The following is a 23,248-nucleotide window of genomic DNA, read 5'->3' on the forward strand; positions in this document are numbered from 1 at the left end:
CGCCCGCCCGACCGTGCCGTCGGCGGGCGGTGTCACGTCGGCGGCCAGCCCGGCGACCAGGCCCGCCGCACACCCCCAGACCGGCCCCCTGGCCACCGCCAGCCACACCACGGCCAGCGCCACCAGGTCAGGGCCGCCCCACGGCGACCGATTGACCAGCAGCACCTGCAACAGCGGCGCCGCGAGCACCAACGTCACCAGCCCCATGGCTCATCGCTCCGGTTCCGGCACGATGACCGTGACGAGGCTCAGCGCGGAGAGCCGGGCGGCGGGGCGTACCAGGGCCGTGCGGGTGGCCGCGCCCGGCACCCGCTCGATCGCGGTGACCGCGCCGACGGGCACCCCCGCCACGTACGGCCGCCCCCCCGCCGACCCCAGCGTTTCCACCTTGTCGCCGACCCGCAGCGGCGCGTCCGGGTCGAACAGGCTGAGCCGCAGCAGCCCCTCGCCCGGCAGCCCCGTCACCACCCCCAACTCGCCGCTTCCGGCCAGCCGCACCCCCACGGAGGAGGCCGCGTCGGTGATCAGGGACACCGAGGCCGTGCCGGCGCCGGCCCAGGTGACCTTGCCGACCAGACCGTCGGCGTTCAGCACGGTCACGTCACGCACGATCCCCGAGACCGAGCCGGCGTCCACGGTGACCCGCGGCCCCCGCCCGAACCCCACGACATGCGCGGCCACCCCGCGCGACGCGGAGCCGCCGGGGACCGGAGCGCTCACCGCACGGGCGCCCGCGGACACCAGCTCGGCCCGCAGCGCGGCGTTCTCCCGCTCCAGCTCCCGCAGCCGCCCGTCCCCGCCGAACGCCCTGGTCACCGTGCCGGCCGCGCTCTCCGCGGCCCCGTACACGGCCGCGCCCGCCGCCCGCAACGACGTCAGCGCCACGAACCAGCGGTCGGTCACGACCAGCAGGACCGCGGTGCCGAGCAGGAGCAGGACGAGCGTCCGCCTCACCGGCGTGACCAGTCGGGCAGCAGTACGTCACGCATGGCCTGGAACCGTTCGACGCAGCGGCCCGCGCCGAGCGCGACCGAGTACAGCGGCTTGTCCACCACCCGGATGGGCATACCGGTGGCCTCGCCCATGCGCTCGGCCAGGCCCCGTAACAGGGCGCCGCCGCCGGTCAGGACGATGCCGTTGTCCAGCAGGTCGCCGGCCAGCTCCGCCGGGCACTGGTCGAGCGTCGTCTGCACCGCGTCGATGATGGCCTGGACCTCGTTCTCGATGGCCTCGCTGATCTGCTCGGCGGTGATGGTCGCGGTCTTCGGCAGGCCGCTGACCAGGTCGCGCCCGCGTACGGGGGCGGAGGCACGCGGCTCCAGCGAGCGCGGCGCGGCGGCCGGGGCTGCGCTCTGGGGCTTCGGCCGGGACCGGAACGGGTTCCAGCCGCGCGGCGCGGGCGGCTCGGTGGCGTCCTCGTCCGGCACCTCGACCTGCGGCCCGTCCACCGGCAGGTCGCAGACGCCCACCCGGTGCCGGCCCTTCGGCTCGGGATCGGCGTCGCGGGCCGTCACGGGCGCCGGCCTGGCCATGCCGAGGTCGATCTTCAGCCGCTCGGCGGTGCGCTCGCCGAGCAGCAGCGCGTGCTCCTTCTTGATGTGGGTGATGATCGCCTCGTCCAATTCGTCGCCGCCCACCCGCAGCGACCTGGCCACCACGACGCCGCTCATCGAGACGATGGCCACCTCCGTGGTGCCGCCGCCGATGTCGACGACCATGTTGCCGGTGGCTTCCCCGACCTTCAGTCCGGCGCCGATCGCCGCCGCCATCGGCTCCTCGATGATGTGCACCCTCCGCGCGCCCGCCTCGTACGCGGCCTCCTTGACCGCCCGCTGCTCGATCGAGGTGGTGCCGCTCGGGACGGCCACCACGATGCGGGGCTTGGCGAGGAACCTGCTGGGATGCGCCTTCTGGATGAACATGCGCAACATCCGCTCCGCCGCGTCCAGGTCCGCGATCACGCCGTCCTTGAGCGGCCTGATCGTGGCGATGTGCGGGGGAGTGCGGCCCATCATGCGCTTGGCCGGCCTGCCGACCGCGACGACGGTGTTCTTGTGCAGGTTGATCGCGATGACGGAGGGCTCGTTCAGCACGATGCCCTTCCTGCGGACGTACACGAGCGTGTTGGCCGTGCCGAGATCGACCGCTATGTCATGACCGAGAAGAGCCCATGCGAACGCCATACCGCACAGCCTTTCGACCGGGAAGGGCAGGGGGACACTACCCGCTGTGGCGCTGCCCTCCCCGATCTACCCACAAACGCGATAAATCCGTACCTGTGGTCATTCGCGCAGGTCAGCCTGGGTCGGGCACGTGCCGCGCGCCGGTCCGTACGGCGGCGCGCGGCTCCTCCCGCTGACGGGATGGGCTATCGCTCACCGCGCGGTGCGCCAGCTCTGCTCCTCCACCAGCTCGACACTGCGCCAGCCGCTGCCGGTGCGGCGCATGCGGTGGTGGTAGTAGCCGCCCCCGTGCAGGAAGCCTTCGGTACGGGCCGCGACCAGCTCCCGCGTCGGGGCCAGGGTGTCGGTGAACGGGGCGCTCACCCGGGCCTCGCCGACCAGGAAGTCGATCCGCGCGGCGCCGATCAGGTGCAGGCGGGCCGGCCAGTGCGTCAGCACCTCGGCCAGCCAGACCTTGACCTCGTCCCGCGTGCCCTTGATGCCTCCCGACGAGCTGTAGTCGATCGACGCGTCCGGGGTGAACACCTCGTCGAGCAGGTCCCACTGACCGGAGTCGATCGCGAAGGTGTAGCGGGCCAGCAGGCCGGTGATCTCTAATCGGTCGGCGATCTCCTGAGTCTCCATGAGCTGATCGTCGCGCCAAGCGCGCCGGATGACCAGATCGTCCGCTCCCGCGGGTGATCACGCGGCCGGCGGGCGGATCCCGACGAGCTTGACGAGGAAGCGTTCGACCTGCTCCTCCAGTGGCGGCCATGGGTGGTCGGGCTGGTGCAGGCGCATCGAGACGGCTCCGTGAACGGCCGCGCGCAGGTCGAGCGCGACGGTGGCGGCGTCGTCGGCGGGGGCGCGGCCGGCGTCCATGCAGCGCTGGACCGCGGCGGTGGTGCGCTCGGCCAGGCGCCGCTTGAACGGCATCTCGGCGCGCTCGTTGAGCGCGCTCTCGTGCAGCACCTTGTACAGGCCGGGATGCCGGTGCGCCCAGTCGCCCAGCACCAGGGTGCGCGCGCGGAGCCGGGCCACCGGGTCGCCCGACGCGGCCTCGGCGTCGTCGACGGCCCGGGTCAGCTCGTCATGGCAGCGGTCGAGCACGGCGAGCACGAGGGCGTCGCGGTCGGCGAAATGCAGGTAGACCGAGGTCGCGGCGCTGCCGACCGCGCGGGCCACGGCCCGCATCGACAGGGCCTCGTCGTCGCCGAGCTCGTCGAGCAGCCGGGTGGCGGCCTCGACGATGTCCTCCCGCAGCCGCTCGCCCTGGCCTCTCCGGTTGCGCCCGCGCGCCTGGCGGTCGCTCGACGCAGTGGTGCTCATACCCGGCATTGTATCCCGACGCTCGTAGCGCTACGGTTGTAGCGCTACAGCCGTTCAGTCAAGGAGCGCACATGCCCACCGTCGCGTCGAACAAGCAGACCGTCCTCGACTTCTACGAGGCCGCGTTCAACGCCAAGGACTTCGCCGCCGCCGCCGAGCTCGTCGGTGACGGCTACACCCAGCACAATCCGCTGATCGCCGACGGCGCCGACGGCCTCCAGGCGCGGCTGCGCCACCTCAAGGAGACCTTCCCGGCGCTGCGGGTCGAGGTCAGACGCCTGCTCGCCGAGGACGATTACGTCGTCGGGCACGTGCACGCGGTCCGCGTGCCCGGACAGCGGGGCACGGCGATCATGGACATCTTCCGGCTCAAGGACGGGAAGCTGGTCGAGCACTGGGACGTCATGCAGGAGATCCCGGAGGAGGCGCTGAACCGCAACGGGATGTTCTGACGGCGCCCCGCCCCGCAACCCGCGCCTGAAGCCGGCCGGCCGCGCGTCCCGGACCTGCCCGCTACCCGCGCCTGAGGCCGGCCAGCCGCGCGTCCGGGACCCGGACCGTGACGGGGGCGCAGGGGGCGCAGAAGTAGTCCCGGCCGAACGCGAACTCCACGGCCCCGGGGGCCAGGTTGACCAGCAACCGGTCGCTGTCCAGGCTCACGGTCCTCGGCACGTGCCCCTTGGGCATCAGCGGCCGCAGCGCGCCGGCCAGTTGCCGCCGCCCGGCGGGGGTGAAGGCGGCGGGGACGAACAGGTCCCGCACCTGCAGCACCCGCTCCTCGGCCCGCCCGTAGGTCACGGCCCGGCCGACCTCGCCGGACAGCGCATAACGCACGGAAACGACCGCGGCGTCGTTACGCACCACCGTGTAGCCCCCGGTCACGGCGCTGGTCGTTGGGGTGGCCGTCGGGCCGGCCGTGGGGCCGGTGCTCTTCTGAGGCGTCGGGCCGGGCGTCGGGCCGGTCGCTGGGCTGGAGGCGCGTGAAGGGTCCTCCCGGCTTCGCCGCAGCATTTCCTCGACGTGCGCGCGTACCGGCGCCACCAGCGCGGCCCCGGCCCGCGCCGCGTCGGGCCCGCCCGCGACCGCCGGGTAGGAGATCTCGACCGTGAGCCCCGGTGCCCGCGCCCGCCATGTCGCCGTCGTGATCGTGAGCGGCTCGCCGACCGGTGTCCTCCGCACCAACGGCGCCGCCGCGACCAGCAGCAGCACCGCGCCCGCGACCACGAGCACCCTGCGCCGCCCCGCCAGCAGCGGCCCTGCCACCACCCCCGCGACCGCGAACGGCCCCGCGACCAGCCCCAGCAGCAACCCCGCCGGTGTGGCCAGCCCCGCCGCCACCCCCGCGACGACGGACGCGCCCCACACGGCCGCCCAGACCGCCCACCGCCGCTCCCGCAGGTTCACTCTCATCAGTGACACGAAGATCAGCCCCGCGAGCAGCACCAGATAGACCGCACACGTCAGGGTGTCGGCCACCGGCGCCACCAGAGACGGCACCGGAAACCCCAGCCCACCGCCTACCCCAAGCTCCCCGAGCCCGCCATTCGTGCCGAGCCCGCCACCCGGCCCGAGCCCATTGCCCGTGATGAGCCCGCGAGGCGACCCTGCCGCCACCAGCGGCACCAACTGCGCCAGCGCGCCGGCCACCACCAACGGCACCAACGCGCCCACCGCCGCCATGCCCGCGATCGTCAAGCGCTCACGCCAGGAAGGCACGTGATCGCGCACCCGCTCCCGCCATGCCCGGTACCGTTCGGCCGTCTGCTCCCAGGTCTGCTCGTCCTCCAGCTCCACGATCCTGGCGAACCTCGCCACCCCGACCTGCGAGTGCACGATGAACAGCAGCGCCGCGAACACCGGCACCACGAACACGGCGAACTCCACCGCCTGCGCCGCGGGCGAGATCCCCACAGGCTCCTCCCCGGTCACGGCCCGCCCGATCACCCCGCCCACGGTCCAGGCCAGCGCGGTGGCCAGTGCCAGCGCCCCCACCAGCACCACGTAGGAGGAGGCGGGGAAGAGCCGGACGAGCTGCCCCCGTACCGCGACGTAGACCAGCCCGGCCGCCGCCACCGCGAACACCGCCGCCATCGCCCACGACCACACCACCACCGTCCCGCCGAGCACCGGATCGGGCGGGGAGAGCGGCGCGAGCGCCCGCAGCATCACGGGCGTCTCGGCGTCGAACGTGCGCCGCGTCAGCAGCGGGAAGCGCGACGTGACGGCCAGGCAGAAGTACGTCAGCGCGAGCGCGGTCCCCGCCACCAGCAGCGCCCACCGCCGGTCCGTGCGCACCGGATCCGGCGCGCCCGCCGCCGCCCTCCGCAGCGGCGGCACCAGCTGCACCCCGACGGCGGCCAGCGCCAGCACCAGCGGCGGCAGGGCCACCTGTACGGGCTCGGCCACCAGCACCGCGCCCAGGTCGGCGGCGTACTCGGCGACCCAGGCCGGGTCCAGCGGCGCGGCCAGCAGCCGTTCCCGCATGCCGAGGTCGATGGCGACGACGGCCGCGTACACGACGGGCGCCACCGACGCCGAGATCCACGCCAGCACGAACGCCCGCCCCGGACGCCCTTCCACGGGTAAGCGGCGCCGCAGCGTGCCCTCCACATACCCGGCCGCGATGCTCCCCAGGATCACCGCCACCTGCGTGAAGTAGCTCAGGGACAGCGGCAGCCAGGCCATCAGGGGCTGCCGGTCGCGCACCAGCACGCTCCACACCACCGCCCACCCGGCCACCAGACACGGCAGCACCCAGGAACGAGGGTGAAAGGCCGGCCGCCGCACAAACATGGAAGGCCGTTCCCGGGACTCCCTCTTGCGAGTGGCCGACCGATCTTTGGCCGCAGCCCCCTTGCGACCGGTGGCCGGTGTCGCCTTCCGGGCGGTAGCAGGCGTTTCCTTGGCGGCTGTCCCTTTACGGGTGGGTGTCTTCTTGCCGGCGGGCGCCGGGTCCTGCTCGCTGTCCGGAACGGGCGATCCCTCGCCGGCCGGGGCGGGCAGGAACCGGGTGGCGGCCATCGTGAGCAGCGCGGCCAGCAGGGCGGTCGCCATCCCCCACGAGGCCGCGTACCGGGCATACTCCTCGAACGGTGCGCCGTGCCCCCGCGCCCACAGCAGCACCGCCAGCACCCCGGCGGGCCCGCCCGCCAGCCCCCAGCAGACGAGCAGCCCGACCCGCGACGCGCCGAACCCCGACCACCGGAACGCCACGTACGCCCCGAGAGTCAGCAGCACGGCGTAGACCACCAGCGTCACCGCCGTGCCCGCCGCGAGCCCGCGCCCCAGCCCGGGGAAGACCAGCACGGACGCCACGGCCCGCCCGAGCAGGAAGCCGCCGACGGGCGGCAGCGCGCACAGGCCGCAGACGCCGAGCGCGATGCCCGCGGCGGCCAGCAGGAAGGTGCGGGTCGTCTTCGCCACGCCCCGTCATGTGCCCGCCACGGAGCCCGGTGCGCATGCCGGTGACCGGGAAGTGGCCGCCAGGTGAGCGCTTCCGCCTATCGCCGGCCCGCGCCGAGCCGCTCGGAGGACGAAGCCGCCCGGAGGACGAAGCCGCCCGGAGGACGAAGCCGCCCGGAGGACGAAGCCGGGCGAAAGAAACAGGGCCCCGGCTCATCAGCCGGGGCCCTGAAAGGTGGTGGACGATACTGGGATTGAACCAGTGACCTCTTCCGTGTCAGGGAAGCGCTCTCCCGCTGAGCTAATCGTCCTTGCAGAGGTGGCGACGGGATTTGAACCCGTGTGGACGGCTTTGCAGGCCGCTGCCTCGCCTCTCGGCCACGCCACCGAGCCGGAAGCTCCGAGCGGAAGACGGGATTCGAACCCGCGACCCTCACCTTGGCAAGGTGATGCTCTACCACTGAGCCACTTCCGCCTTCGCCCCGTTTCGCGGGGCGACGAGAGAACTCTAGCGAAAACTGGCCCAGTCCCCAAACTGGAATACGCGCGCCGAGGTCACGTGTGGCCGCCGTTGACGGTGATGCGCTGTCCGGTGACGAACGCGCCGCCGTCCGAGGCGAGGTAGGCCACCGCCGCGGCCACGTCCTCGGGCGTGCCCATCCGGCCCAGCGGCACCTCCGCGAGGTAGCCGCTCTCGTCCAGCCCCGCGTGCCGCTCGACCGGGATCCAGCCGGGCGCGACCACGTTGACCGTGATCCCGTACGGGCCCAGCTCCTTGGCCCAGACCTCGGTGATCGCGTGCTGGGCGCCCTTGGCGGCGGTGTAGGCGGACATGCCGGGCAGCTTGCGGTCCACGATGTCGGAGCCGATCTGGATGACGCGCCCGCCGCCGCGTTCCCTCATGCCGGGCAGCACCGCCTGGACCAGCAGCGTCGGGCTCTTGACGAAGAACGTGAGCTGGTCGAGGTGGTCCTGCCAGGTGAGTTCCGTGACCGGGGCGGACGGCTGCGGGCCGGTCGCGTTGGCCACCAGGACCGCCACGGGGCCGAGCCGTCCGGCGACGGCGGCGACCAGGCCGGCCACGGAGGACTCGTCGGTGACGTCGGCGGCGAAGGTCTCGGCGGTGCCGCCGGCAGCGCGGATCGCGCCGGCCACCCGTTCGGCCCCGTCACGATCCTTGGAGTAGTTGACGGCGACGGCGAAACCGTCCGCGGCCAGCCGGCGGGCGATCACGGTGCCGAGGCCGCGCGAGGCGCCGGTCACGAGCGCGACATGAGACGTCATGAGACCCGACTGTAGCCAGCGGCGGGTTCCGAGCCGAGGGCGGTCCGCACGGGCAGGCTCCGGGTTCGGTGTCCCGGCGGACTGCGTTCGGTATGGACGCGCGTGCGGGCGAGCAGGACCGGGTAAGGCGCGGACGTGGCTGAACACGATGTCATCGACCTGCTGGTGGCTCAGCACGGCCGGATCAGGGACCTGTTCGACGAAGTGGAGCGGGCGCCTGCGGACAAGGTCGGTGAGGCGTTCGACCGGCTGACGCGCCTCATGTCCGTGCACGAGACGGCCGAGGAGGAGATCGTCCATCCTTACGCGCGCAGGAAGCTCGACAACGGCCAGGGCGTCGTGGCCGACCGGCTGAGCGAGGAGAACAAGGCCAAGCGCATGCTCGTCGGCCTGCACAAGGCCGGCGTGGACCATCCGCGCTTCTGGGACCGGCTGGCCGAGCTCCGCACCGCCGTGACCGCGCACGCGCGCAGCGAGGAACGCTACGAGTTCGCCAGGCTGCGCGCCCGCACCTCCGTGGCGGAGCGCCGGGCCATGGCGGCGGCCGTACGGGCGGCGGAGTCGCTGGCGCCGTCACGCCCGCATCCCGGCACCGAGTCCCTGACCAGAAACCTGCTGATGGGCCCGCCCGCCGCGATCATGGACAGGGCGCGCGACCTGATCCGCAAGGCGCTGGGCCAACGCTGACGGCCCCCGACTAAAGCAGGTCAAAGCAGGCCGAAGCAGCACGAGATCCTTCGACCGTGGGCGAAATGTCCACGTATTAGCGTGATGAGCATGGAGTACATCACTCGGGACGCCGACATCGCGCCCGTCGCCGCGCTGATCGCGGACCCCACACGGGCGGCGATCCTGACGGCCCTGCTCGACGGGCGCGCCCTGGCGGCGGGAGAGCTGGCCAGGATGGCCGGCGTGAGCGCGGCCACCGCCAGCGCCCACCTCGCCAGGCTGCTGGACGGCGGGCTGGTCGACGTCGTACGCCAGGGCCGCCACCGCTACTACCGCCTGTCCGGGCACGAGGTGGCCGAGGTGCTGGAGGTGCTGGCCAGGATCAGCGCCCGCCCCCCGGTGCGCTCGCTGCGCCAGTCCCGGCAGGCCAGGCGGCTGGAGGAGGCCCGCACCTGCTACGACCACCTCGCGGGCCGAGCCGGCGTGGGCCTGCTCGACCGGCTCGTGGCGGGCGGCCACCTCGCGGGCGGCGACCTGACCGAGTCGGGGGAGCGGCTGCTGGCGCGGCTGGGTGTGGACGTGGCGGGCGCGCGCGGGTCCAGGCGGCGCTTCGCGCCCGAGTGCCTCGACTGGACCGAGCGCAGGGCGCACCTCGGCGGGGCGCTCGGCGCGGCGATCACGGAGGTGCTGTTCGAGCGCGGGTGGTACCGGCGGGGCAGCGTGCCCAGGGCCGTGACCCTCACGGAAGCGGGGGAGGAGGGGCTGGCGGAACTCTTCGGAAGTAAGGAGCTAACATCGGGTACGCCGGTTACCTGAGTGGGAGAGACGCAACATGGGCGACAACGGAGTCGTGAACGTCGGTCCTGAGCCGCTGAGCTTCGAGGACGTCATCAGGGTGGCCCGCCACGGGGCCCCCGTCCAGCTCACCGACGACGCCGTCGCCGCCGTCGCGGCGTCTCGCCAGCGGGTGGACGAGCTGGCCGAGAGCCCCACGCCCGCGTACGGCATCTCGACCGGGTTCGGTGCCCTGGCCACCCGCCACATCGACCCCGCGCTGCGCGCCCAGCTCCAGCGCTCGCTGGTGCGCTCCCACGCGGCCGGCAACGGCCCCGAGGTGGAGACCGAGGTGGTGCGCGCGCTCATGCTGCTGCGCCTGCACACCCTGGCCACCGGCCACACGGGCATCAGGCCGACCACGGCCAAGACCCTGGCCGCGCTGATCAGCTCGGGCATCACGCCGATCGTGCACGAGTACGGCAGCCTCGGCTGCTCCGGCGACCTGGCCCCGCTGGCGCACGTGGCGCTCACCCTCATGGGCGAGGGCGTCGTACGGGACGCCTCGGGGACCGTGCGGCCGGCGGCCGAGGCGCTCAAGCAGGCCAGGATCGAGCCGGTCGAGCTGGCCGCCAAGGAGGGCCTGGCGCTGATCAACGGCACGGACGGCATGCTCGGCATGCTCATCCTGGCCATCGACGACCTCACCAGACTCGTCAGGACCGCCGACGTGAGCGCCGCGATGAGCGTGGAGGCCCTGCTCGGCACCGACCGCGTGTTCGCCCCCGAGCTCCAGGCGCTGCGCCCGCACCCGGGCCTCGCGCTCTCCGCCGCCAACATGACCAAGGTCCTGCGCGACTCGGGCGTCATGGCCAGCCACCGCGACGACTGCACGCGCGTGCAGGACGCGTACTCGCTGCGCTGCGCCCCTCAGGTCGCCGGGGCGGCCCGCGACACGATCGCGCACGCCGCCACCGTGGCCGGCTGGGAGCTGGCCAGCGCCGTCGACAACCCGGCCGTGCTGGACGACGGGCGGGTGGAGTCCAACGGCAACTTCCACGGCGCGCCCGTCGCGTACGTGCTGGACTTCCTCGCCGTCGTGGCCGCCGACCTGGCCTCCATGTCCGAACGCCGGACGGACCGCTTCCTGGACGTCGCCCGCAACCACGGGCTGCCCGCGTTCCTGGCCGACGACCCCGGCGTCGACTCCGGCCACATGATCGCCCAGTACACCCAGGCGGCCATCGTCTCGGAGCTGAAGCGGCTGGCCGTGCCCGCCAGCGTCGACTCCATCCCCAGCTCGGCCATGCAGGAGGACCACGTCTCCATGGGCTGGTCGGCCGCGCGCAAGCTGCGCAAATCCGTGGACGGGCTGACCAGGGTGCTGGCCGTGGAGGTGCTCACCGCCGCCCGCGCCCTCGACCTGCGCGCGCCGCTGGAGCCGGCGCCCGCGACGGCGGCCGTGGTCAGGGAGCTGCGCGAGACCGTGCCCGCGCCGGGCCCCGACCGGTTCCTGGCGCCGGAGATCGAGTCTGCCGTGCGGCTGGTGGCCGAGGGCGGCGTCGTCGCGGCGGCCGAGTCGGTCACGGGCCCGCTCGCCTGACGTGCTTCTCACGTCGGCCACGGGCACGAGCCCGCCCGCCTGACGCGCCGCCGACCTGCCGGGCCCGTCTCCTATCGGCCCGGCAGGACCACGATCAGGTCCACCTCCAGCACCAGGCTCGGCAGGAACAGCTTCGACACCTCCACCGTCGTGCTGGCCGGGGGCGTGCCGGTGATGTACTTCCGGCGCACCCGCCCGAGCGCGGCCCTGTCCTCCATGTCCGTCAGGTACGTCCTGATGAACGCCACGTCCTCGAACGTCGCCCCCTGATCGGCCAGGATGCGGGCGATGAGCTGGAAGACGTACTCGGCCTGGACCTCCATGGAGCCGGGCCCGACCACCTCGCCCCGCTCGTCGAAGGCCGCCTGCCCGGAGATGTAGAGGGTGTCGCCGGCCCGGACGGCGTGCGAGTAGAAGCCGTTCGTGGCGGGGATCGTGGGCAGGTTCAGCGGCACGGCCCGCCGCTCCGGACGCTCAGGGGAAGGCTCGCCGACGTGCGCCGCGATGGCCGTCAGATCGCGCCCGCCCAGCCCGGCGGCCCGCGCTTCCTGCAGTCTGGCCCTGGCGGACGCGGCCATCGTGGCGCCCTCCCAGGCCGCCAGCTCCAGGTCCTTGGTGGCGTGCCCGAGCGAGTACCTGGTCTCCTCCGCCGGAGTCCGCAGCCGCTCCGCCACCGCGCCGAGCGGGGTGCCCGCCAGCACGTCGAGCAGCGCGCCGCGATCCACGCCGTGCGCCCGCCCGTACGCGAGCGTCTCCGCCACCAGCACCTGCGCGGGCACGAGCGCGCTCATGACGGCCAGCTTCATGGCCGCGCCTGACCCCAGCGGCCCGGTCTCGCGTACGGAGCCGAACACCGACAGCACCTCGCGGCACCCCGCCACGTCACCGCCGGCCAGCACCGTCAGACCGCCCTCCGCGGCCGGCCCCACACTGCCCAGCACCGGCGCGTCCACCAGCCCCACCTCCGGTGGCAGCAGCGCGCGCAGCGCGTGCACCGCCTCGGGGCCGATCGTGGACATCTCCACCACCGTCGCGCCGGGCCGCAGCCCCGGCAGCGCCGCCGTCAGCACCTCGCGCACCGCCGCCGGATCGCTGAGCATGGTGATGACCAGGTCGGCCCCCTCGACCGCCGCGGCCACCGCCACGCCGTCCGCGCGCCGCCACGTCGTCACCTTGTGCCCGGCCACCATGAGCCGCCGCGCCATCGGGACGCCCATGTGTCCCTGCCCGAGAAATGCGATCTGTCCGAGAAATGCAATCACGTGCCTCAGTGAACCTCGTCGCGAGGTATTCCACCACCGACTAGATTGCATACCAGCCATGCCTGACACGAATGCCTTTGACACCGCGGCGCTGCGCCTGTTCGACGAGGTCGCGCGGAGCGGCTCGTTCGGCGCCGCCGCCGAGCTGCTCGGATACACCCAGTCCGCGATCTCCCGCCGCGTGGCCGCGCTGGAGGGCGCCGCCGGTGGGCCGCTGTTCGAGCGCCTGGCCCGGGGCGTGCGCTTCACGCCCGCCGGCGCGGCGCTGCACCGGCACGCGGTGGCCGTGCTCGACCGGCTCGACCGCGCGGGGGAGGAGCTGGCCGCCATCCACGGCGGGCGCGGCGGCACGCTGCGGGTGGGCGCCTTCGCCACGGCCAACGTCGACCTGGTGCCGGGCACGTTCAAGCGGTTCGCCGATCGTCATCCGCGCGTGGAGCTGCGGCTGACGGAGGGGCTCAGCGCCCGCCTGATGGACCGGCTGCACGCGGGCGCCCTCGACGTGGCCGTCATCAGCGACTACCCGGCCGGCCTGCCGGCGGGAGACGCGACCACCGTGCCGCTGATCGAGGACCGGCTGTTCGTCGCCCTGCCCGCCGGGCACCGGCTGGCCGCCGAGCGGGAGGTGGACCTGCGCGACCTGGCCACCGAGACCTGGATAGAGGCCGCGCCGCGTGGCCAGCCGACGCTGCTGGTGACGGCGTGCGCGGCGGCGGGCTTCTCGCCGCGCAGCGGGCTGCGGGTGGCCGAATGGTCGGGCAAGTTCGGGTTCGTCTCCGCAGGGCTCGGGGTGACGCTGGTGCCGGAGCTCGCGGCGCGGGCCGTACCGTCGGATCTGGTGCTCAAGCCGCTGAAGGGTACGGCGCCCGTGCGGAAGGTCTACGCGGCCCTGCCCGATCCGCCACTGCCCGCCGCGCTGGAGCTGGTCCGGATGCTGGGACAATGGAAGACGTGTACGACGGTTTCGCCTACTTAGGTCACGTGCTCGCCACCGGGTTGCGCGACGTGACCTCAGACCTCGCCGCGCTCGACAGCGAGGGCTGGTGGGCCGTCGTCGTCGACTACGAGGGCAAGGTGACGTGCGCCCGGTTCGACCGGGTGCGCCGCGCACCCCTGCCCGCTCCCGCCGCCCCCTGGCGTGGCCCCCGCCCCGACCAGTGGCGCAGCTCCCTCGACCGGGCCGGCTACGAGCGCGGCGTGCGCGCCATCAGGGACTACATCGAGCAGGGCGAGGTCTACCAGGCCAACCTCTGCCGGGTCCTGCGCGCGCCCGTCCCGCACGACGCCGACCCGCTCGCGCTGGCCGCCCGGCTCGCCGAAGCCCACCCGGCGTCGTACGCGGCCGTGATCCAGGTCCCCGGCCTCAGCGTGGTCTCGGCCTCGCCGGAGCTGTACCTGTCGCGCGACGGCGACGTCATCGAGTCCGGGCCCATCAAGGGCACCGCCGAGACCGTGGACGACCTGCTCGACAAGGACTACGCCGAAAATGTCATGATCGTCGACCTCGTCCGCAACGACCTCGCCCGGGTCGCGGCCGTCGGCTCCGTCGAGGTGCCGTCGCTGTGCGCGGTCGAGGAATACCCGGGGATGGTCCATCTCGTCTCCACCGTGCGCGCCCGGCTCGCGCGGGGGGCGGGCTGGCCCGAGCTCTTCGCCGCGACTTTCCCGCCCGGATCTGTCACAGGCGCGCCGAAGTCGTCGGCTCTGCGCATCATCAATGAGCTCGAACCGGTCCCCCGGGGCCCGTACTGTGGGGCCGTGGGCTGGGTCGACGCCGACCGAGGCAGGGCGGCGCTGGCCGTAGGCATCAGGACATTCTGGATCTCGCCCTCGGCCGACGGCCAGGACGAGCTCCGGTTCGGCACGGGAGCGGGCATCACCTGGGGCAGCGACCCCGGGCGCGAGTGGTTCGAGACCGAGCTCAAAGCAGCCAGGCTGATCGCGCTGGCATCCACAGGAGGAATCTGAATGAACATCCCTGTCTGGGTCAACGGGCAAGTGATCGACCCCGGGAAGGCCACCGTCTCGGTGTTCGACCACGGGCTCATGGTCGGCGACGGCGTCTTCGAGACGATCAAGATCGTTGACGGCAAGTCGTTCGCGCTCACCCGCCACCTCGACCGGCTCACGCTCTCCGCCCAGCGCATGGACCTGCCCGACCCCGACGTCGAGGCCATCGCCGACGGCATCGACCGGCTCCTGGCCGTCGCGCCCGCCTGGTCCCTCGGACGCATCCGCGTCACCTACACCAGCGGCCCGGGCCCGCTCGGCTCCGACCGCGGCGACCAGGGCACCACCTCCGTCGTCATCGTCGACGAGCAGAAGCCGTTCCCCGAGACGGCCGACGTCGCCGTCGTCCCGTGGCCGCGCAACGAGCGCGGCGCCCTGTCCGGCGTCAAGAGCACCTCCTACGGCGACAACGCCAAGGCGCTGCTGCACGCGAAGCGGCGCGGCGGCGGCGAGGCCATCTTCGGCAACCTGGCCGGCAACCTGTGCGAGGGCACCGGCTCCAACATCTTCATCGTCCGCGACGGCCGCCTGCTCACGCCCACCCTCGGCTCCGGCTGCCTGGCCGGCGTCACCCGGGCGCTGGTGCTCGAATGGTGTGGGGGCGAGGAGGCGGACGTGCCGCTCCAGGCCCTGTACGAGGCCGAGGAGGCGTTCCTCACCTCCACCACCCGCGACGTCCAGCCGATCAAGCTGGTCGACGGCACCGAGCTGCCCGCCGCGCCCGGCCCGATCACGACCAAGGCCATGCGGGTCTTCGCCGAGCGCTCGGCCGCCGACCTCAACCCCTGACCCGCGACCACCGTGGGCCCTTCACCGGGCCCACGGTCGCTCCGTCAGTACGTCTTCTGCGTCTGAACGTTGAAGTCGTCCATCTCGACCTCCGCGGCCGGATCGGTCAGCGGATCGGTGATCTTCAGCACGTCCAGCCCCTCCAGAATGTCACTGGAGTAGATGTAGCCGTTGTAGTAGTACGCCGACCAGGAGCCCGCGATGCCCCCTTCCGGGTGCGGGCCCCGCTCGAAGAACCCGATCTCCTTCGGCGCGGACGAGTCGGTGAAGTCCCAGATCGACACGCCACCCTGATACCACGCCTGCACCATGACGTCCTTGCCCTTCACAGGCACCAGGGAGCCGTTGTGGGCCACGCAGTTCTCGTCCTCCTGCTGCGCCCTCGGGATCTTGAAGTAGCCGCGCTTCTCCAGCTTGCCGTTCACCAGGTCGTACACGGCGTTCGCGCCCTTGGTGGCCGGGGTGTTGTCGTCGCAGGTGGCCTGGCCGCCGCCGCCCAGCTCGTCGCTGAACACGACCTTCGTCCCGTCGTTGTTGAACGTCGCCGAGTGCCAGATCTGGAAGTTCTCGGTGTCGGTGAGCTGCTGCAGCACCTTCGGCTTGACCGGGTCGGCGATGTCGAGCAGCACGCCGTCGCCGAAGCAGGCGGCCGCGGCCAGCTTCTTCTCCGGGTACGCGGTGATGTCGTGGCAGCCGGAGGCGAAGTCGGAGTGCTGCCGGTCCGGGAAGATGTCCGGCTTCGCGATGACTTTTGCCTTCTCCGGGGACTTCATGGGAACTTCCACGATCTGAATGAGTTCGTGGGGGGCGGGGCAGGTCTCCGAGTCCGGTTCCGGGCCCGGCGACGAGACGTACACGTAGAGGGTCTCGCCGGCGGGGACCATCGTGTGGGTGTGGGAGCCGCACTCGGTCTGGACCGCGCCGACGTACTCAGGGCGCTTCTTGTCGCTGATGTCGAAGATGCGCAGGCCCTCCCACCTGCGCTGGCCTTCGCCCGAGTCGCACTCCGGGCCGGCGCGCGGCTCGTCGATCGACAGGATCAGCAGGTTCTCGTGCACCGTCACGTCGTTCTGCTGCGCCGGGCAGGCCACCTGGCTGACGACCTCCGGCTTCGCCGGATCGCTGATGTCGTAGATCGCGAAGCCGCCGAAGTTCCCGACATAGGCGTAGTCGCCCTGGAAGGCCAGGTCGGTGTTGAAGTCGGCCTCCCCGTTGAACGGGGCCGCCCGCGGGATGTGGGCGACGTGCTCGACGTTCGCGCTCGTCATCACGTCACCCGTGGGTGACGCGGCGGGCGTGCCGGCCGGAGCGCTGCTCTCCTGCGGACTGGCGGACGTCGGCGTACCGGCCGCGGGTGGCTCCGCGGCGCAGGCGGAGGCCATTAACAGCGCCGTGCACAGCAACGCTCCGCGCAATGTGGCAGAGATCAACGCGCATCCCCTTTGTCTCGTAGCTCACTATGGAAGCTATGTCAGCAGGTTCGAGGCCGCGTACGGTAATCATCACAGTTATGGCGACATTTGCGCTTACTGCGTGCACGCCGGAGCCACCTCGGCCCGCCGGGCCGTCACCCATAGGTACGCAGGCGCCGGTCATCGTGCCCGGCAGCCCCGGCGTTCCGGCCCGTACGGCCAGACCGGGGGAGCGCGTCGGGCAGACCCCGGCCGCCACGGTCGCCTCGGACGTGCGCTTCGCGGAGGGGATGATCCCGCACCACCGGCAGGCGCTGGAGATGACCTCGCTGGTGGAGGCGCGGACGACGACGCCGGCCATCCGCTCGTTCGCCCGCCAGATCGCCGCCGCCCAGACCCCGGAGATCAAGGCCATGACCACCTGGCTACGCGAACTGGGCCGCGACGCCCCCGCCGGGCACGCCCACACGATGGACCCTGGCTACGGCATGGCCACCCAGGAGCAGCTGAACGCGCTGCGCGCCGCCCAGGGAGGGGTCTTCGACCGCATGTTCCTGCAGCTCATGACCAGGCACCACGAGGGGGCGGTGAAGATGGCCGGGGAGGAGCTGGCCGGGGGCCGCGACCAGCGCATGCGGCTGCTGGCCAAGGACGTCTACTCGGGGCAGAGCATCGAGATCGCCCGCATGCGCACGGTCCTGGAGTCCCTCCCGGCCTAGCGCTCGCTCTGGGCGGCCCCGCCTGTGGCTCGCTCAGGACGGCCACAACATATTGGTCAACTCGGCATCGAGATCCATGTAATCGGTCTCACGCCCGGCCGGCACCTTCTCGTACGTACGGTGCAGGAACTCCGTCAGCGGGGCCAGCGGCACCTCGAACAGGGCCTGCCCGAACGGGGACGTCAAGCTGATGTGCAAGGTGCGCTCGCCGTCGGCGCGTGCGGGCCACACCTGCACGTCGCCGTCGCCGACACGCCTCACGATGCCCACGGTCAGCAACTCGCGGGCGAAGATCCACTCGACCGGTTCGTCGTTCCCTACGTGGAAGGCCATGCGGATGGCGTAAGGGTCGTCGGCTGTGTAACTCAGTCCGGCGAGCAGGGGGACGGTCGTACGGTCGGGGACCACAAGCCGAAGGCCAAGCTCGGCGGAGACGGTGGTGCTGTTCATCGTCAGCCAAACCTTTTCGTCGTAGGTCCCCTCTTCGGGGCTTTCACTGCTCTGACGGACTTCGTCGCGAGCTATGACGCGGAACGAAGAAACCTGTAGGAAAGATTCCGCTTCCAGGGCCTTCTGTAACGCACATCACAGCTGGACATTTAGGCATCTACCAGGATAAACGGCATCAATCGGGTCGTATTTGCAAGGGTTTTGCGTGCTGTGGAGCCTGCCCCGGACGCGCCGCCCATGAACGTTTCTCACCAAAGATCGTGGCCGATGTCTTCCGCGACACGACGATGGTATGCCACCCGCCCGCCGTGCCGATGGGCAACCGCCGCGTTTCACCCGAATCCCTCTGACCCGACACCCTGAGCTACCCCCTCCTTGATCGTCCGCCCCCGTATTGGTTTCGCCGTGGGCCCCGGAGTGCGGTATGGTTTTCCACGTCGGCACCGCAAGGCACCGGCAGGGCGGGCGATTAGCTCAGCGGGAGAGCGCTTCGTTCACACCGAAGAGGTCACTGGTTCGATCCCAGTATCGCCCACCACAGGTCGAGGGCCACATCCCATCACGCGGGAGTGGCCCTTTTGATCTTTAGAGTGACTAACTGGGTGACTGTCCCTCTTCCTCGGCGTCCGGGAAGATCCGATCCATGATGATCGCGCCTTCCTGGATGACGGGCCGGATCTGGTGACGGTAGACCTTCTCCGTGACGGCCGACCCTCCGGCGTGCCCGATCAGTCGTGCGATGCTCTCCACCGGGACACCGTCCGCAGACATCAGCGACACGAAGCTGTGCCGCATCTCCCGAGGCGTCCACTCGGCGGCGACCAGGCCGGCCCGAGCGATGACGCGCCGGAACTCCCGCCGCACGTTGCCCGCACTCATCGTGGTGCCGTTGCGGGTGGCGAACACCAGACGTCTTTGATGAGTTGAGCCCGGCTCGGGCTCACGGGCGTCCAGGTGCTCCCAGAGGGCCGCCAGCGCGCGGACACAGCGAGCGGGGAGCTGGAGCGTACGGCGGGACTTGGGGGTCTTGGTGTCCCCACTGGAGCGAACCGACCTCCAGACGTACATGGCGAACTCCTCATGCTCCCAGCCGACCTCGGTCACGGACCGCCACTCCTGGCGGTCTCGGTCGTGGGCGACCACGTGCGACCAGGCGAGCTCACGCAGCTCCTCGGTGCGAGCGCCGGTAAGGAGGGACAGCGTGACGTACGCCGAGAGCCAGGGCTTGGCTTGCTCAGCGGCCATGAGCACCGCCTCGGCCTGCATGAGGGTCAAGGACTTGGACGGGCGTCCCGGTCTGCCCTTCGGCAGTTCACAGAGCAGTACGACGTTGCGTTTGACCTTGTCGCGAGCTTGCGCCCGGGTGATGGCGCGCTTGAGGATCGAGCGCAGCTCTTGGAGAGTCCGTGTGGAGACGTGCTTGGCTCGATCGGCGAGCCATCGATCGACGTCGTCGGCCGACAGCTCCCGGAGCTTGCGGACTCCTAACAGCGGGATGATGTGCTTCTCCGCCAGGATGCGTTTGGTCTCGATCGTCTTGTCGTCGCGGCCGGCGAGTCCGTAGGCCAGCCAGTCTCGTACTGCGCTGGTGACGGTGTCATGGCCGGTACTTGGCGTGAAACCATCGTCGAGGTCGCGCAGGACTTCCTTGAGCTTGGTCTTGGCTTCGGTCTTGGTGCGTCCGGCGGCCTTCCTGGTGATGCGCCTGCCTGCGGGCGTGTAGCCGATGGTGACTTCGGCGATCCAGCGTTGGCGGCTCTCGCTCCAGTAGAGCCCGCCGTCTCCTCTGCTACGTCGTGCGCTCATCAGGCGGATTGTCCTTCCCGCTCCAAGAGGGCTACGTACTCAGCGATGGCGTCAGCTGGAACGCGGCGGGCTCGTCCGGCCTTGACGGTGCGCAGGCGTCCGGCGCGGATCTCTTGGTAGAGATAGCGCCGGGACAGGCGCAGGACAGTGACGGTTTCGTCTACTTTGTAAAGCGCTTGGCCGGGGTAGCGGATGGCCTTTCCTTCGGTGGGCATGGTAGTGCTCCGTTCGCGGTCTGAGGGTTGGTCAGGCGGCGAGCGGTGTGGACGAACTGCATGCCTGTTGGTGGGCGAGTTCTTCGCGTCCTGCTCGGGTGCGTTCGCGGGCTTGAGCCGCTGCCGTGTTGGCGAGGAGTTGGTCGCCGGTGGTGTGCCAGCCGGTGCCTGCGTAGGTGAGGAACCCGATTACTAGGGTCGTTTCCTCCGATTTGGCGTCAAGAGCGGCTTGACGCTGAAATCGCGTTGCGCCGGGGTGTCCCTCTGCCCCTTGGCGGGTCTGGTTGAGGGCGTGTGCGCGTCTGTAGGCGGCTCGTTGTTCACGGATGGAGCCGAAGGTGATCGAGTAGTGGCGGGCTTTGGTGAGGAAGTGTCCGCCGAAGCCGAGCATGTGTGCCCACCTGCGCAGTCCTCTCCATTGTGGGGTGTGGCCGAGGTTCCAGGCGGCGGCGATGAGGCGTTCGGGGTGGGTGCCGTGGGGGTTGGCGTACAGGCCGATGGTGTCGGGGGTGAGTCGGCGGGAGGTGTGGCCGGTGGCTTCGGTGCCTTTGGTGGAGTATTTGGCGAGGTAGGCGGCGACGGCTTGGTCGTCGAGGGCGTCGCCGGAGGCTGACAGAGTGATGGGCCGGATCTCGTGCTGGCTGCCCCAGGCGATGCGCCAGCCCTCAGGGCGTACCGGGTGGAACGGGGTGGTGTGCGTGATGATGGTGGCGGCCAAGGTGACGGCAGCGGTGATGTCGTCGATGGTGATGCCGGTCGGCGGGGGAAGGATGGTGTCGGGCATGTCGGGGTCGTGGCCGTCGAGGCGGAGCAGGATGTGGAAGTGGACGGCTCCGCGTGCTTGGTATTCGGCGGCTTTGCCGTGGGAGAGCCGGATGCGGGGGAGGCCGCGTTGGCGGGCGAGCTGGTTGAGGTGGCGTTCGGCGTGTTGTTTGGTGCGGCGCCAGAGTTCGCCGGCGTGGTGGTTCCATACGACGTGGTGGGCGTAGTCGTAGCAGTCGGGGCACAGGGGCCGGCCGAGGTGTTCGTCACCGGGGCTGTGGCGTTGCCAGCAGGCCAGGGTGCGGCCGTGGGGGCAGGTGGGTGCGTCGCGGCGGGCGTGGCAGGGGGCGGGGCGGCAGATGCAGCGGGTTTTGTCGCGACAGGCGCAGCGGCGGACGTCTCGGGTGTGGACGGGGCCGAAGGAGGGGGCGGTGAGGGTGGCGAAGACGGCCGGGTGGGTGCGGACGGTGTCCGGGACGGTTTTCCCGCCGACGAGTCCGGCGCGCACGAGGTGGTAGGCGTCGTGCTGGTAGGTGGTGGCGCAGGAGGGGCAGACGGTGTGGCGACGGTTGCCGCAGGCTTTGTAGATGACGCCGTCGGGCAGGGCGGAGGTGTGCCGGACGGTGAGGACTTCGCCGGTGCGGGTGTCGATGGTCGCGAGGTTGCCGTGCAGCCGAACGGGTTGAGTGCAGGCGGCGGCTGATTCGACGTGGCCGAGCCAGGCTGCATAGTCGGGACGTGCGGCGCGGTCCAGCGCTGTGCGGAGGCATTGAGTGAGGGCTTGGGTGACGGGTGTTTCGGTGTTCGCCCCCACGCCCGGGGCCGGAGAAGCGGTCCCGGGGGTGAGAGCCAGCGCCGAAGCGGTGTCGAGCTGGAGGGTCATGGGTTCAGTGCTGTCCTTCCAGGGCGGGGACGGTTAGTGACAAGACCGGCAGGGCCGGGGTCCGCTCCTGGGGCATGTGGTCGGTTTGCGTGTGGTCCTGGTGCTCAGGGACCTCAGGTTGCGGTGTGGGTTCCGGGGAGACCGACATGGGGGCTGTCTCGTTGGCCGCTGGTCGGGTGATGGGAGCACGTGAGAGCACGAGCTTGGTGAGGGCCAGGAAGGCCAGAGCAGGAATGGCGGCTATCAGCCAGCCAGTTGGGTGGGGCCGGGCGACGGCGATCTGGGCCGCGATAGACAGACCGGCCGAGGCGATGAGAACGATCATCGGGTAGGTGATGGATTGGCCGTTGCGCTTGCGTCGCCGGACTTCCAAACCAGAAGCGGTGGGGGTGAGTTCGGAGATGACGGCGTTGGCCCAGCCGAACCATTCGCCGGTTCCTTCGGGGCTGTTGGCCATGGTCCAGTCGTGGACGTGGGTGAAGGAGGCGGCGCCGGCCATAAGCCCGACCACGAGCAGGATGGAGAGCTGAACGCCGGATTCAATGCGGTTAGTGGGTGAGGACATGGTGTTCCTCCGTGGCGTCGTGTCGTGGGACGACGGGTTGGTGGCAGTCGAGGCAGGTGATTAAGGCGCTTGCCACAAGTGCGGCCACGTGATGGGTGGTCCGGTTGCACGCACAGATGCAGGCGACGATGTTGGTGTCGTACGGCGTGCTTGTTTCTGCCGGGGTTGGATCTCTGTCGGGCGGGTCCCAGCCGGTGACGCGGGGCGTGATGCCGCACAGAGGGCAGCAGCGCGATGCTCCACCGCGCCGCTTCAGGGAGCGTTCGAGATTGCGTCCACCCGTCCATGTGCGGGCGACGGCGAAGTCGATGCCTTCGGCGGTGATGACGGCCAGGAGGCGTGCTCCGGTGCCGTTACGGTGCTGGCGTAGGCGGCGGTTCAAATCGCCGGGGGTCCAGCCGATGTAGTGGCGGGCGTGCTTGTAGGGGCGCTGGAAGTGCAGCAAGTAGACGGTTCCGGTGATGTTCATGGACGCTCACCGCCCCAGCGCTGTTGGGCGGCTTGACGGGTGATGCCGAGGGGACGGGCGATGTCCGACCAGGAGTAGCCGTAGTTGGCTCGTAGCTGGGTGACGGCCTGGGCGATGGCGTGGTCGAGCTCGGCGACGACGCTGGCAAGGTCGGCCAGGGCTTCAATATCGCCTTCTGCGATGCGCTTGCTGTAGGCGCGAATGATGCGTTTGAGGAAGGCGGCATAGTCGGGGGTTTCGATCGAGCGGCTCATGAGGCGCTCCGCTTCATACGGCGTACGCGCTGGGCCTTGTCGAGAGCGGCGAGCTGCTTGCATGTGGGCGTGCGCTTGGGCAGTGCGCAGGTGACGTCGTAGAGGTAGGCGACGCGGCCACCACGACGCCACAGGATCTGGGCGACGGGAGCTTGACCGCCGGGCCGGAGGCCGAGGGCGGCGAGTTGACGCCGGGTCTTGAGGTTCTTGGGCGCCCACTTCCAGGGGTAGGTGGGCAACTTGTACTGACTGCCGGTGGGGTCGTAGAAGAGCACCCGGGTTCCGGGGGTGGCGTTGAGCCGTTCGAGCTGCGGTATGTGGGCAGCCGGGACGGGCATAGAGTGCATGACGGTTCTGCTCCTTTGCCTGATCGCAGGGAGTGGAATTGGTGAGGCGGGGGCCGGAAGTCTTTGGCGAGAGGTCCGGCCC

General features: G+C 71.2%; 24 protein-coding genes, 4 tRNA genes and 1 pseudogene. 9 read left to right on the plus strand and 20 right to left on the minus strand.

Translation table 11 applies throughout. From position 1 onward, the window contains the following. The 5 genes and pseudogenes from ABFX54_RS47045 to ABFX54_RS47065 form a co-directional block, all read right to left on the minus strand. Positions 1-207: pseudogene (locus ABFX54_RS47045) on the minus strand (rod shape-determining protein MreD); the annotation flags it as partial. Between the two features lie 3 nt (positions 208-210). Beyond that, complete coding sequence (gene mreC / locus ABFX54_RS47050) at positions 211-954, minus strand: rod shape-determining protein MreC (protein WP_346113601.1); 744 nt, start codon at positions 952-954, stop codon at positions 211-213. Continuing rightward, a complete protein-coding gene (mreB, locus tag ABFX54_RS47055) occupies positions 951-2,183 on the minus strand; it encodes a rod shape-determining protein (RefSeq protein WP_346113602.1) in 1,233 nt (410 codons plus the stop codon). Before mreB ends, mreC begins: the two co-directional genes overlap by 4 nt. A gap of 192 nt (positions 2,184-2,375) precedes the next feature. Then, positions 2,376-2,807, minus strand: a complete 432-nt coding sequence (locus ABFX54_RS47060) for a nuclear transport factor 2 family protein (protein ID WP_346113604.1) — start codon at positions 2,805-2,807, stop codon at positions 2,376-2,378. A 57-nt stretch (positions 2,808-2,864) separates the two neighbouring features. Next, positions 2,865-3,491 (minus strand): TetR/AcrR family transcriptional regulator, encoded by a 627-nt coding sequence (locus ABFX54_RS47065; protein ID WP_346113606.1) that lies wholly within the window; start codon positions 3,489-3,491, stop codon positions 2,865-2,867. Between the two features lie 71 nt (positions 3,492-3,562). Here ABFX54_RS47065 and ABFX54_RS47070 point away from each other — a divergent pair, with 71 nt between their 5' ends. Next, the gene (locus ABFX54_RS47070; protein WP_346113607.1) at positions 3,563-3,943 is read left to right on the plus strand and encodes a nuclear transport factor 2 family protein; all 381 of its coding nucleotides are present in this window, start codon (positions 3,563-3,565) and stop codon (positions 3,941-3,943) included. Positions 3,944-4,004: 61 nt separating this feature from the next. Here ABFX54_RS47070 and ABFX54_RS47075 read toward each other — a convergent pair whose 3' ends face one another. From ABFX54_RS47075 to ABFX54_RS47095, 5 genes are all read right to left on the minus strand, one after another. Continuing rightward, positions 4,005-6,914 (minus strand): hypothetical protein, encoded by a 2,910-nt coding sequence (locus tag ABFX54_RS47075; protein ID WP_346113608.1) that lies wholly within the window; start codon positions 6,912-6,914, stop codon positions 4,005-4,007. A gap of 215 nt (positions 6,915-7,129) precedes the next feature. Then, positions 7,130-7,204, minus strand: a tRNA-Val gene (locus tag ABFX54_RS47080). 6 nt (positions 7,205-7,210) lie between these two features. Next, positions 7,211-7,281, minus strand: a tRNA-Cys gene (locus ABFX54_RS47085). Between the two features lie 15 nt (positions 7,282-7,296). After that, positions 7,297-7,368, minus strand: a tRNA-Gly gene (locus tag ABFX54_RS47090). An 80-nt stretch (positions 7,369-7,448) separates the two neighbouring features. Next, positions 7,449-8,177 (minus strand): SDR family NAD(P)-dependent oxidoreductase, encoded by a 729-nt coding sequence (locus ABFX54_RS47095; protein ID WP_346113609.1) that lies wholly within the window; start codon positions 8,175-8,177, stop codon positions 7,449-7,451. A gap of 135 nt (positions 8,178-8,312) precedes the next feature. On the opposite strand from ABFX54_RS47095, the gene ABFX54_RS47100 reads away from it, so the two are divergent. The 3 genes from ABFX54_RS47100 to hutH all read left to right on the plus strand — a co-directional run bounded on the left by ABFX54_RS47100 (position 8,313) and on the right by hutH (position 11,223). Next, positions 8,313-8,864, plus strand: coding sequence for a hemerythrin domain-containing protein (locus tag ABFX54_RS47100; protein ID WP_346113610.1), 552 nt, complete (start codon positions 8,313-8,315; stop codon positions 8,862-8,864). A gap of 90 nt (positions 8,865-8,954) precedes the next feature. Beyond that, on the plus strand, positions 8,955-9,662 hold the full coding sequence (locus tag ABFX54_RS47105; RefSeq protein ID WP_346113611.1) for an ArsR/SmtB family transcription factor: 708 nt from the start codon (positions 8,955-8,957) through the stop codon (positions 9,660-9,662). Between the two features lie 16 nt (positions 9,663-9,678). Next, on the plus strand, positions 9,679-11,223 hold the full coding sequence (gene hutH / locus ABFX54_RS47110; RefSeq protein WP_346113612.1) for a histidine ammonia-lyase: 1,545 nt from the start codon (positions 9,679-9,681) through the stop codon (positions 11,221-11,223). A 71-nt stretch (positions 11,224-11,294) separates the two neighbouring features. Here hutH and ABFX54_RS47115 read toward each other — a convergent pair whose 3' ends face one another. Next, positions 11,295-12,485, minus strand: a complete 1,191-nt coding sequence (locus ABFX54_RS47115; protein ID WP_346113613.1) for a Rid family hydrolase — start codon at positions 12,483-12,485, stop codon at positions 11,295-11,297. 58 nt (positions 12,486-12,543) lie between these two features. Between ABFX54_RS47115 and ABFX54_RS47120 the strand changes: the two genes are divergently transcribed. From ABFX54_RS47120 to ABFX54_RS47130, 3 genes are read left to right on the plus strand one after another with little or no spacing between them, the layout of a single operon-like run. Then, positions 12,544-13,461, plus strand: coding sequence for a LysR family transcriptional regulator (locus ABFX54_RS47120; protein WP_346113614.1), 918 nt, complete (start codon positions 12,544-12,546; stop codon positions 13,459-13,461). Then, complete coding sequence (locus ABFX54_RS47125) at positions 13,428-14,453, plus strand: chorismate-binding protein (protein WP_346113615.1); 1,026 nt, start codon at positions 13,428-13,430, stop codon at positions 14,451-14,453. The genes ABFX54_RS47120 and ABFX54_RS47125 overlap by 34 nt, the downstream gene beginning before the upstream one ends. Beyond that, positions 14,454-15,284 (plus strand): aminotransferase class IV, encoded by an 831-nt coding sequence (locus tag ABFX54_RS47130; RefSeq protein WP_346113617.1) that lies wholly within the window; start codon positions 14,454-14,456, stop codon positions 15,282-15,284. It begins immediately after the preceding gene. Positions 15,285-15,328: 44 nt separating this feature from the next. On the opposite strand, the gene ABFX54_RS47135 is transcribed toward ABFX54_RS47130, so the two are convergent. Then, entirely contained in the window at positions 15,329-16,666 is a 1,338-nt protein-coding gene (locus tag ABFX54_RS47135) for an LVIVD repeat-containing protein (protein ID WP_428834650.1), read from the minus strand. Between the two features lie 215 nt (positions 16,667-16,881). Between ABFX54_RS47135 and ABFX54_RS47140 the strand changes: the two genes are divergently transcribed. Further along, the gene (locus ABFX54_RS47140; RefSeq protein WP_346113619.1) at positions 16,882-17,415 is read left to right on the plus strand and encodes a DUF305 domain-containing protein; all 534 of its coding nucleotides are present in this window, start codon (positions 16,882-16,884) and stop codon (positions 17,413-17,415) included. A gap of 33 nt (positions 17,416-17,448) precedes the next feature. On the opposite strand, the gene ABFX54_RS47145 is transcribed toward ABFX54_RS47140, so the two are convergent. Continuing rightward, the gene (locus ABFX54_RS47145; protein ID WP_103958541.1) at positions 17,449-17,865 is read right to left on the minus strand and encodes an SsgA family sporulation/cell division regulator; all 417 of its coding nucleotides are present in this window, start codon (positions 17,863-17,865) and stop codon (positions 17,449-17,451) included. A gap of 463 nt (positions 17,866-18,328) precedes the next feature. On the opposite strand from ABFX54_RS47145, the gene ABFX54_RS47150 reads away from it, so the two are divergent. Next, positions 18,329-18,403: transfer RNA gene (locus ABFX54_RS47150), tRNA-Val, on the plus strand. Between the two features lie 56 nt (positions 18,404-18,459). On the opposite strand, the gene ABFX54_RS47155 is transcribed toward ABFX54_RS47150, so the two are convergent. The 7 genes from ABFX54_RS47155 to ABFX54_RS47185 are packed head-to-tail and all read right to left on the minus strand — an operon-like array spanning position 18,460 to position 23,166. Next, entirely contained in the window at positions 18,460-19,671 is a 1,212-nt protein-coding gene (locus tag ABFX54_RS47155; RefSeq protein WP_346113620.1) for a tyrosine-type recombinase/integrase, read from the minus strand. Then, positions 19,671-19,886, minus strand: a complete 216-nt coding sequence (locus tag ABFX54_RS47160; protein ID WP_346113621.1) for a helix-turn-helix domain-containing protein — start codon at positions 19,884-19,886, stop codon at positions 19,671-19,673. The genes ABFX54_RS47155 and ABFX54_RS47160 overlap by 1 nt, the downstream gene beginning before the upstream one ends. 31 nt (positions 19,887-19,917) lie before the next feature. Beyond that, a complete protein-coding gene (locus ABFX54_RS47165) occupies positions 19,918-21,531 on the minus strand; it encodes a replication initiator (RefSeq protein ID WP_346113622.1) in 1,614 nt (537 codons plus the stop codon). A 4-nt stretch (positions 21,532-21,535) separates the two neighbouring features. Continuing rightward, positions 21,536-22,096, minus strand: coding sequence for a hypothetical protein (locus ABFX54_RS47170; protein ID WP_346113624.1), 561 nt, complete (start codon positions 22,094-22,096; stop codon positions 21,536-21,538). Then, positions 22,080-22,565, minus strand: coding sequence for a GIY-YIG nuclease family protein (locus ABFX54_RS47175; protein ID WP_346113625.1), 486 nt, complete (start codon positions 22,563-22,565; stop codon positions 22,080-22,082). The genes ABFX54_RS47170 and ABFX54_RS47175 overlap by 17 nt, the downstream gene beginning before the upstream one ends. Then, positions 22,562-22,819 carry a hypothetical protein gene (locus ABFX54_RS47180; protein ID WP_346113627.1) on the minus strand — a complete coding sequence of 86 codons (258 nt, stop codon included), beginning with the start codon at positions 22,817-22,819 and terminating at the stop codon, positions 22,562-22,564. Before ABFX54_RS47180 ends, ABFX54_RS47175 begins: the two co-directional genes overlap by 4 nt. Next, the gene (locus ABFX54_RS47185) at positions 22,816-23,166 is read right to left on the minus strand and encodes an RRQRL motif-containing zinc-binding protein (protein WP_346113629.1); all 351 of its coding nucleotides are present in this window, start codon (positions 23,164-23,166) and stop codon (positions 22,816-22,818) included. Before ABFX54_RS47185 ends, ABFX54_RS47180 begins: the two co-directional genes overlap by 4 nt. Positions 23,167-23,248: the final 82 nt, after the last annotated feature.

The sequence above is a fragment of the Nonomuraea maheshkhaliensis genome (genome assembly GCF_039529435.1).
GTDB classification, from domain to species: Bacteria; Actinomycetota; Actinomycetes; order Streptosporangiales; family Streptosporangiaceae; genus Nonomuraea; species Nonomuraea maheshkhaliensis.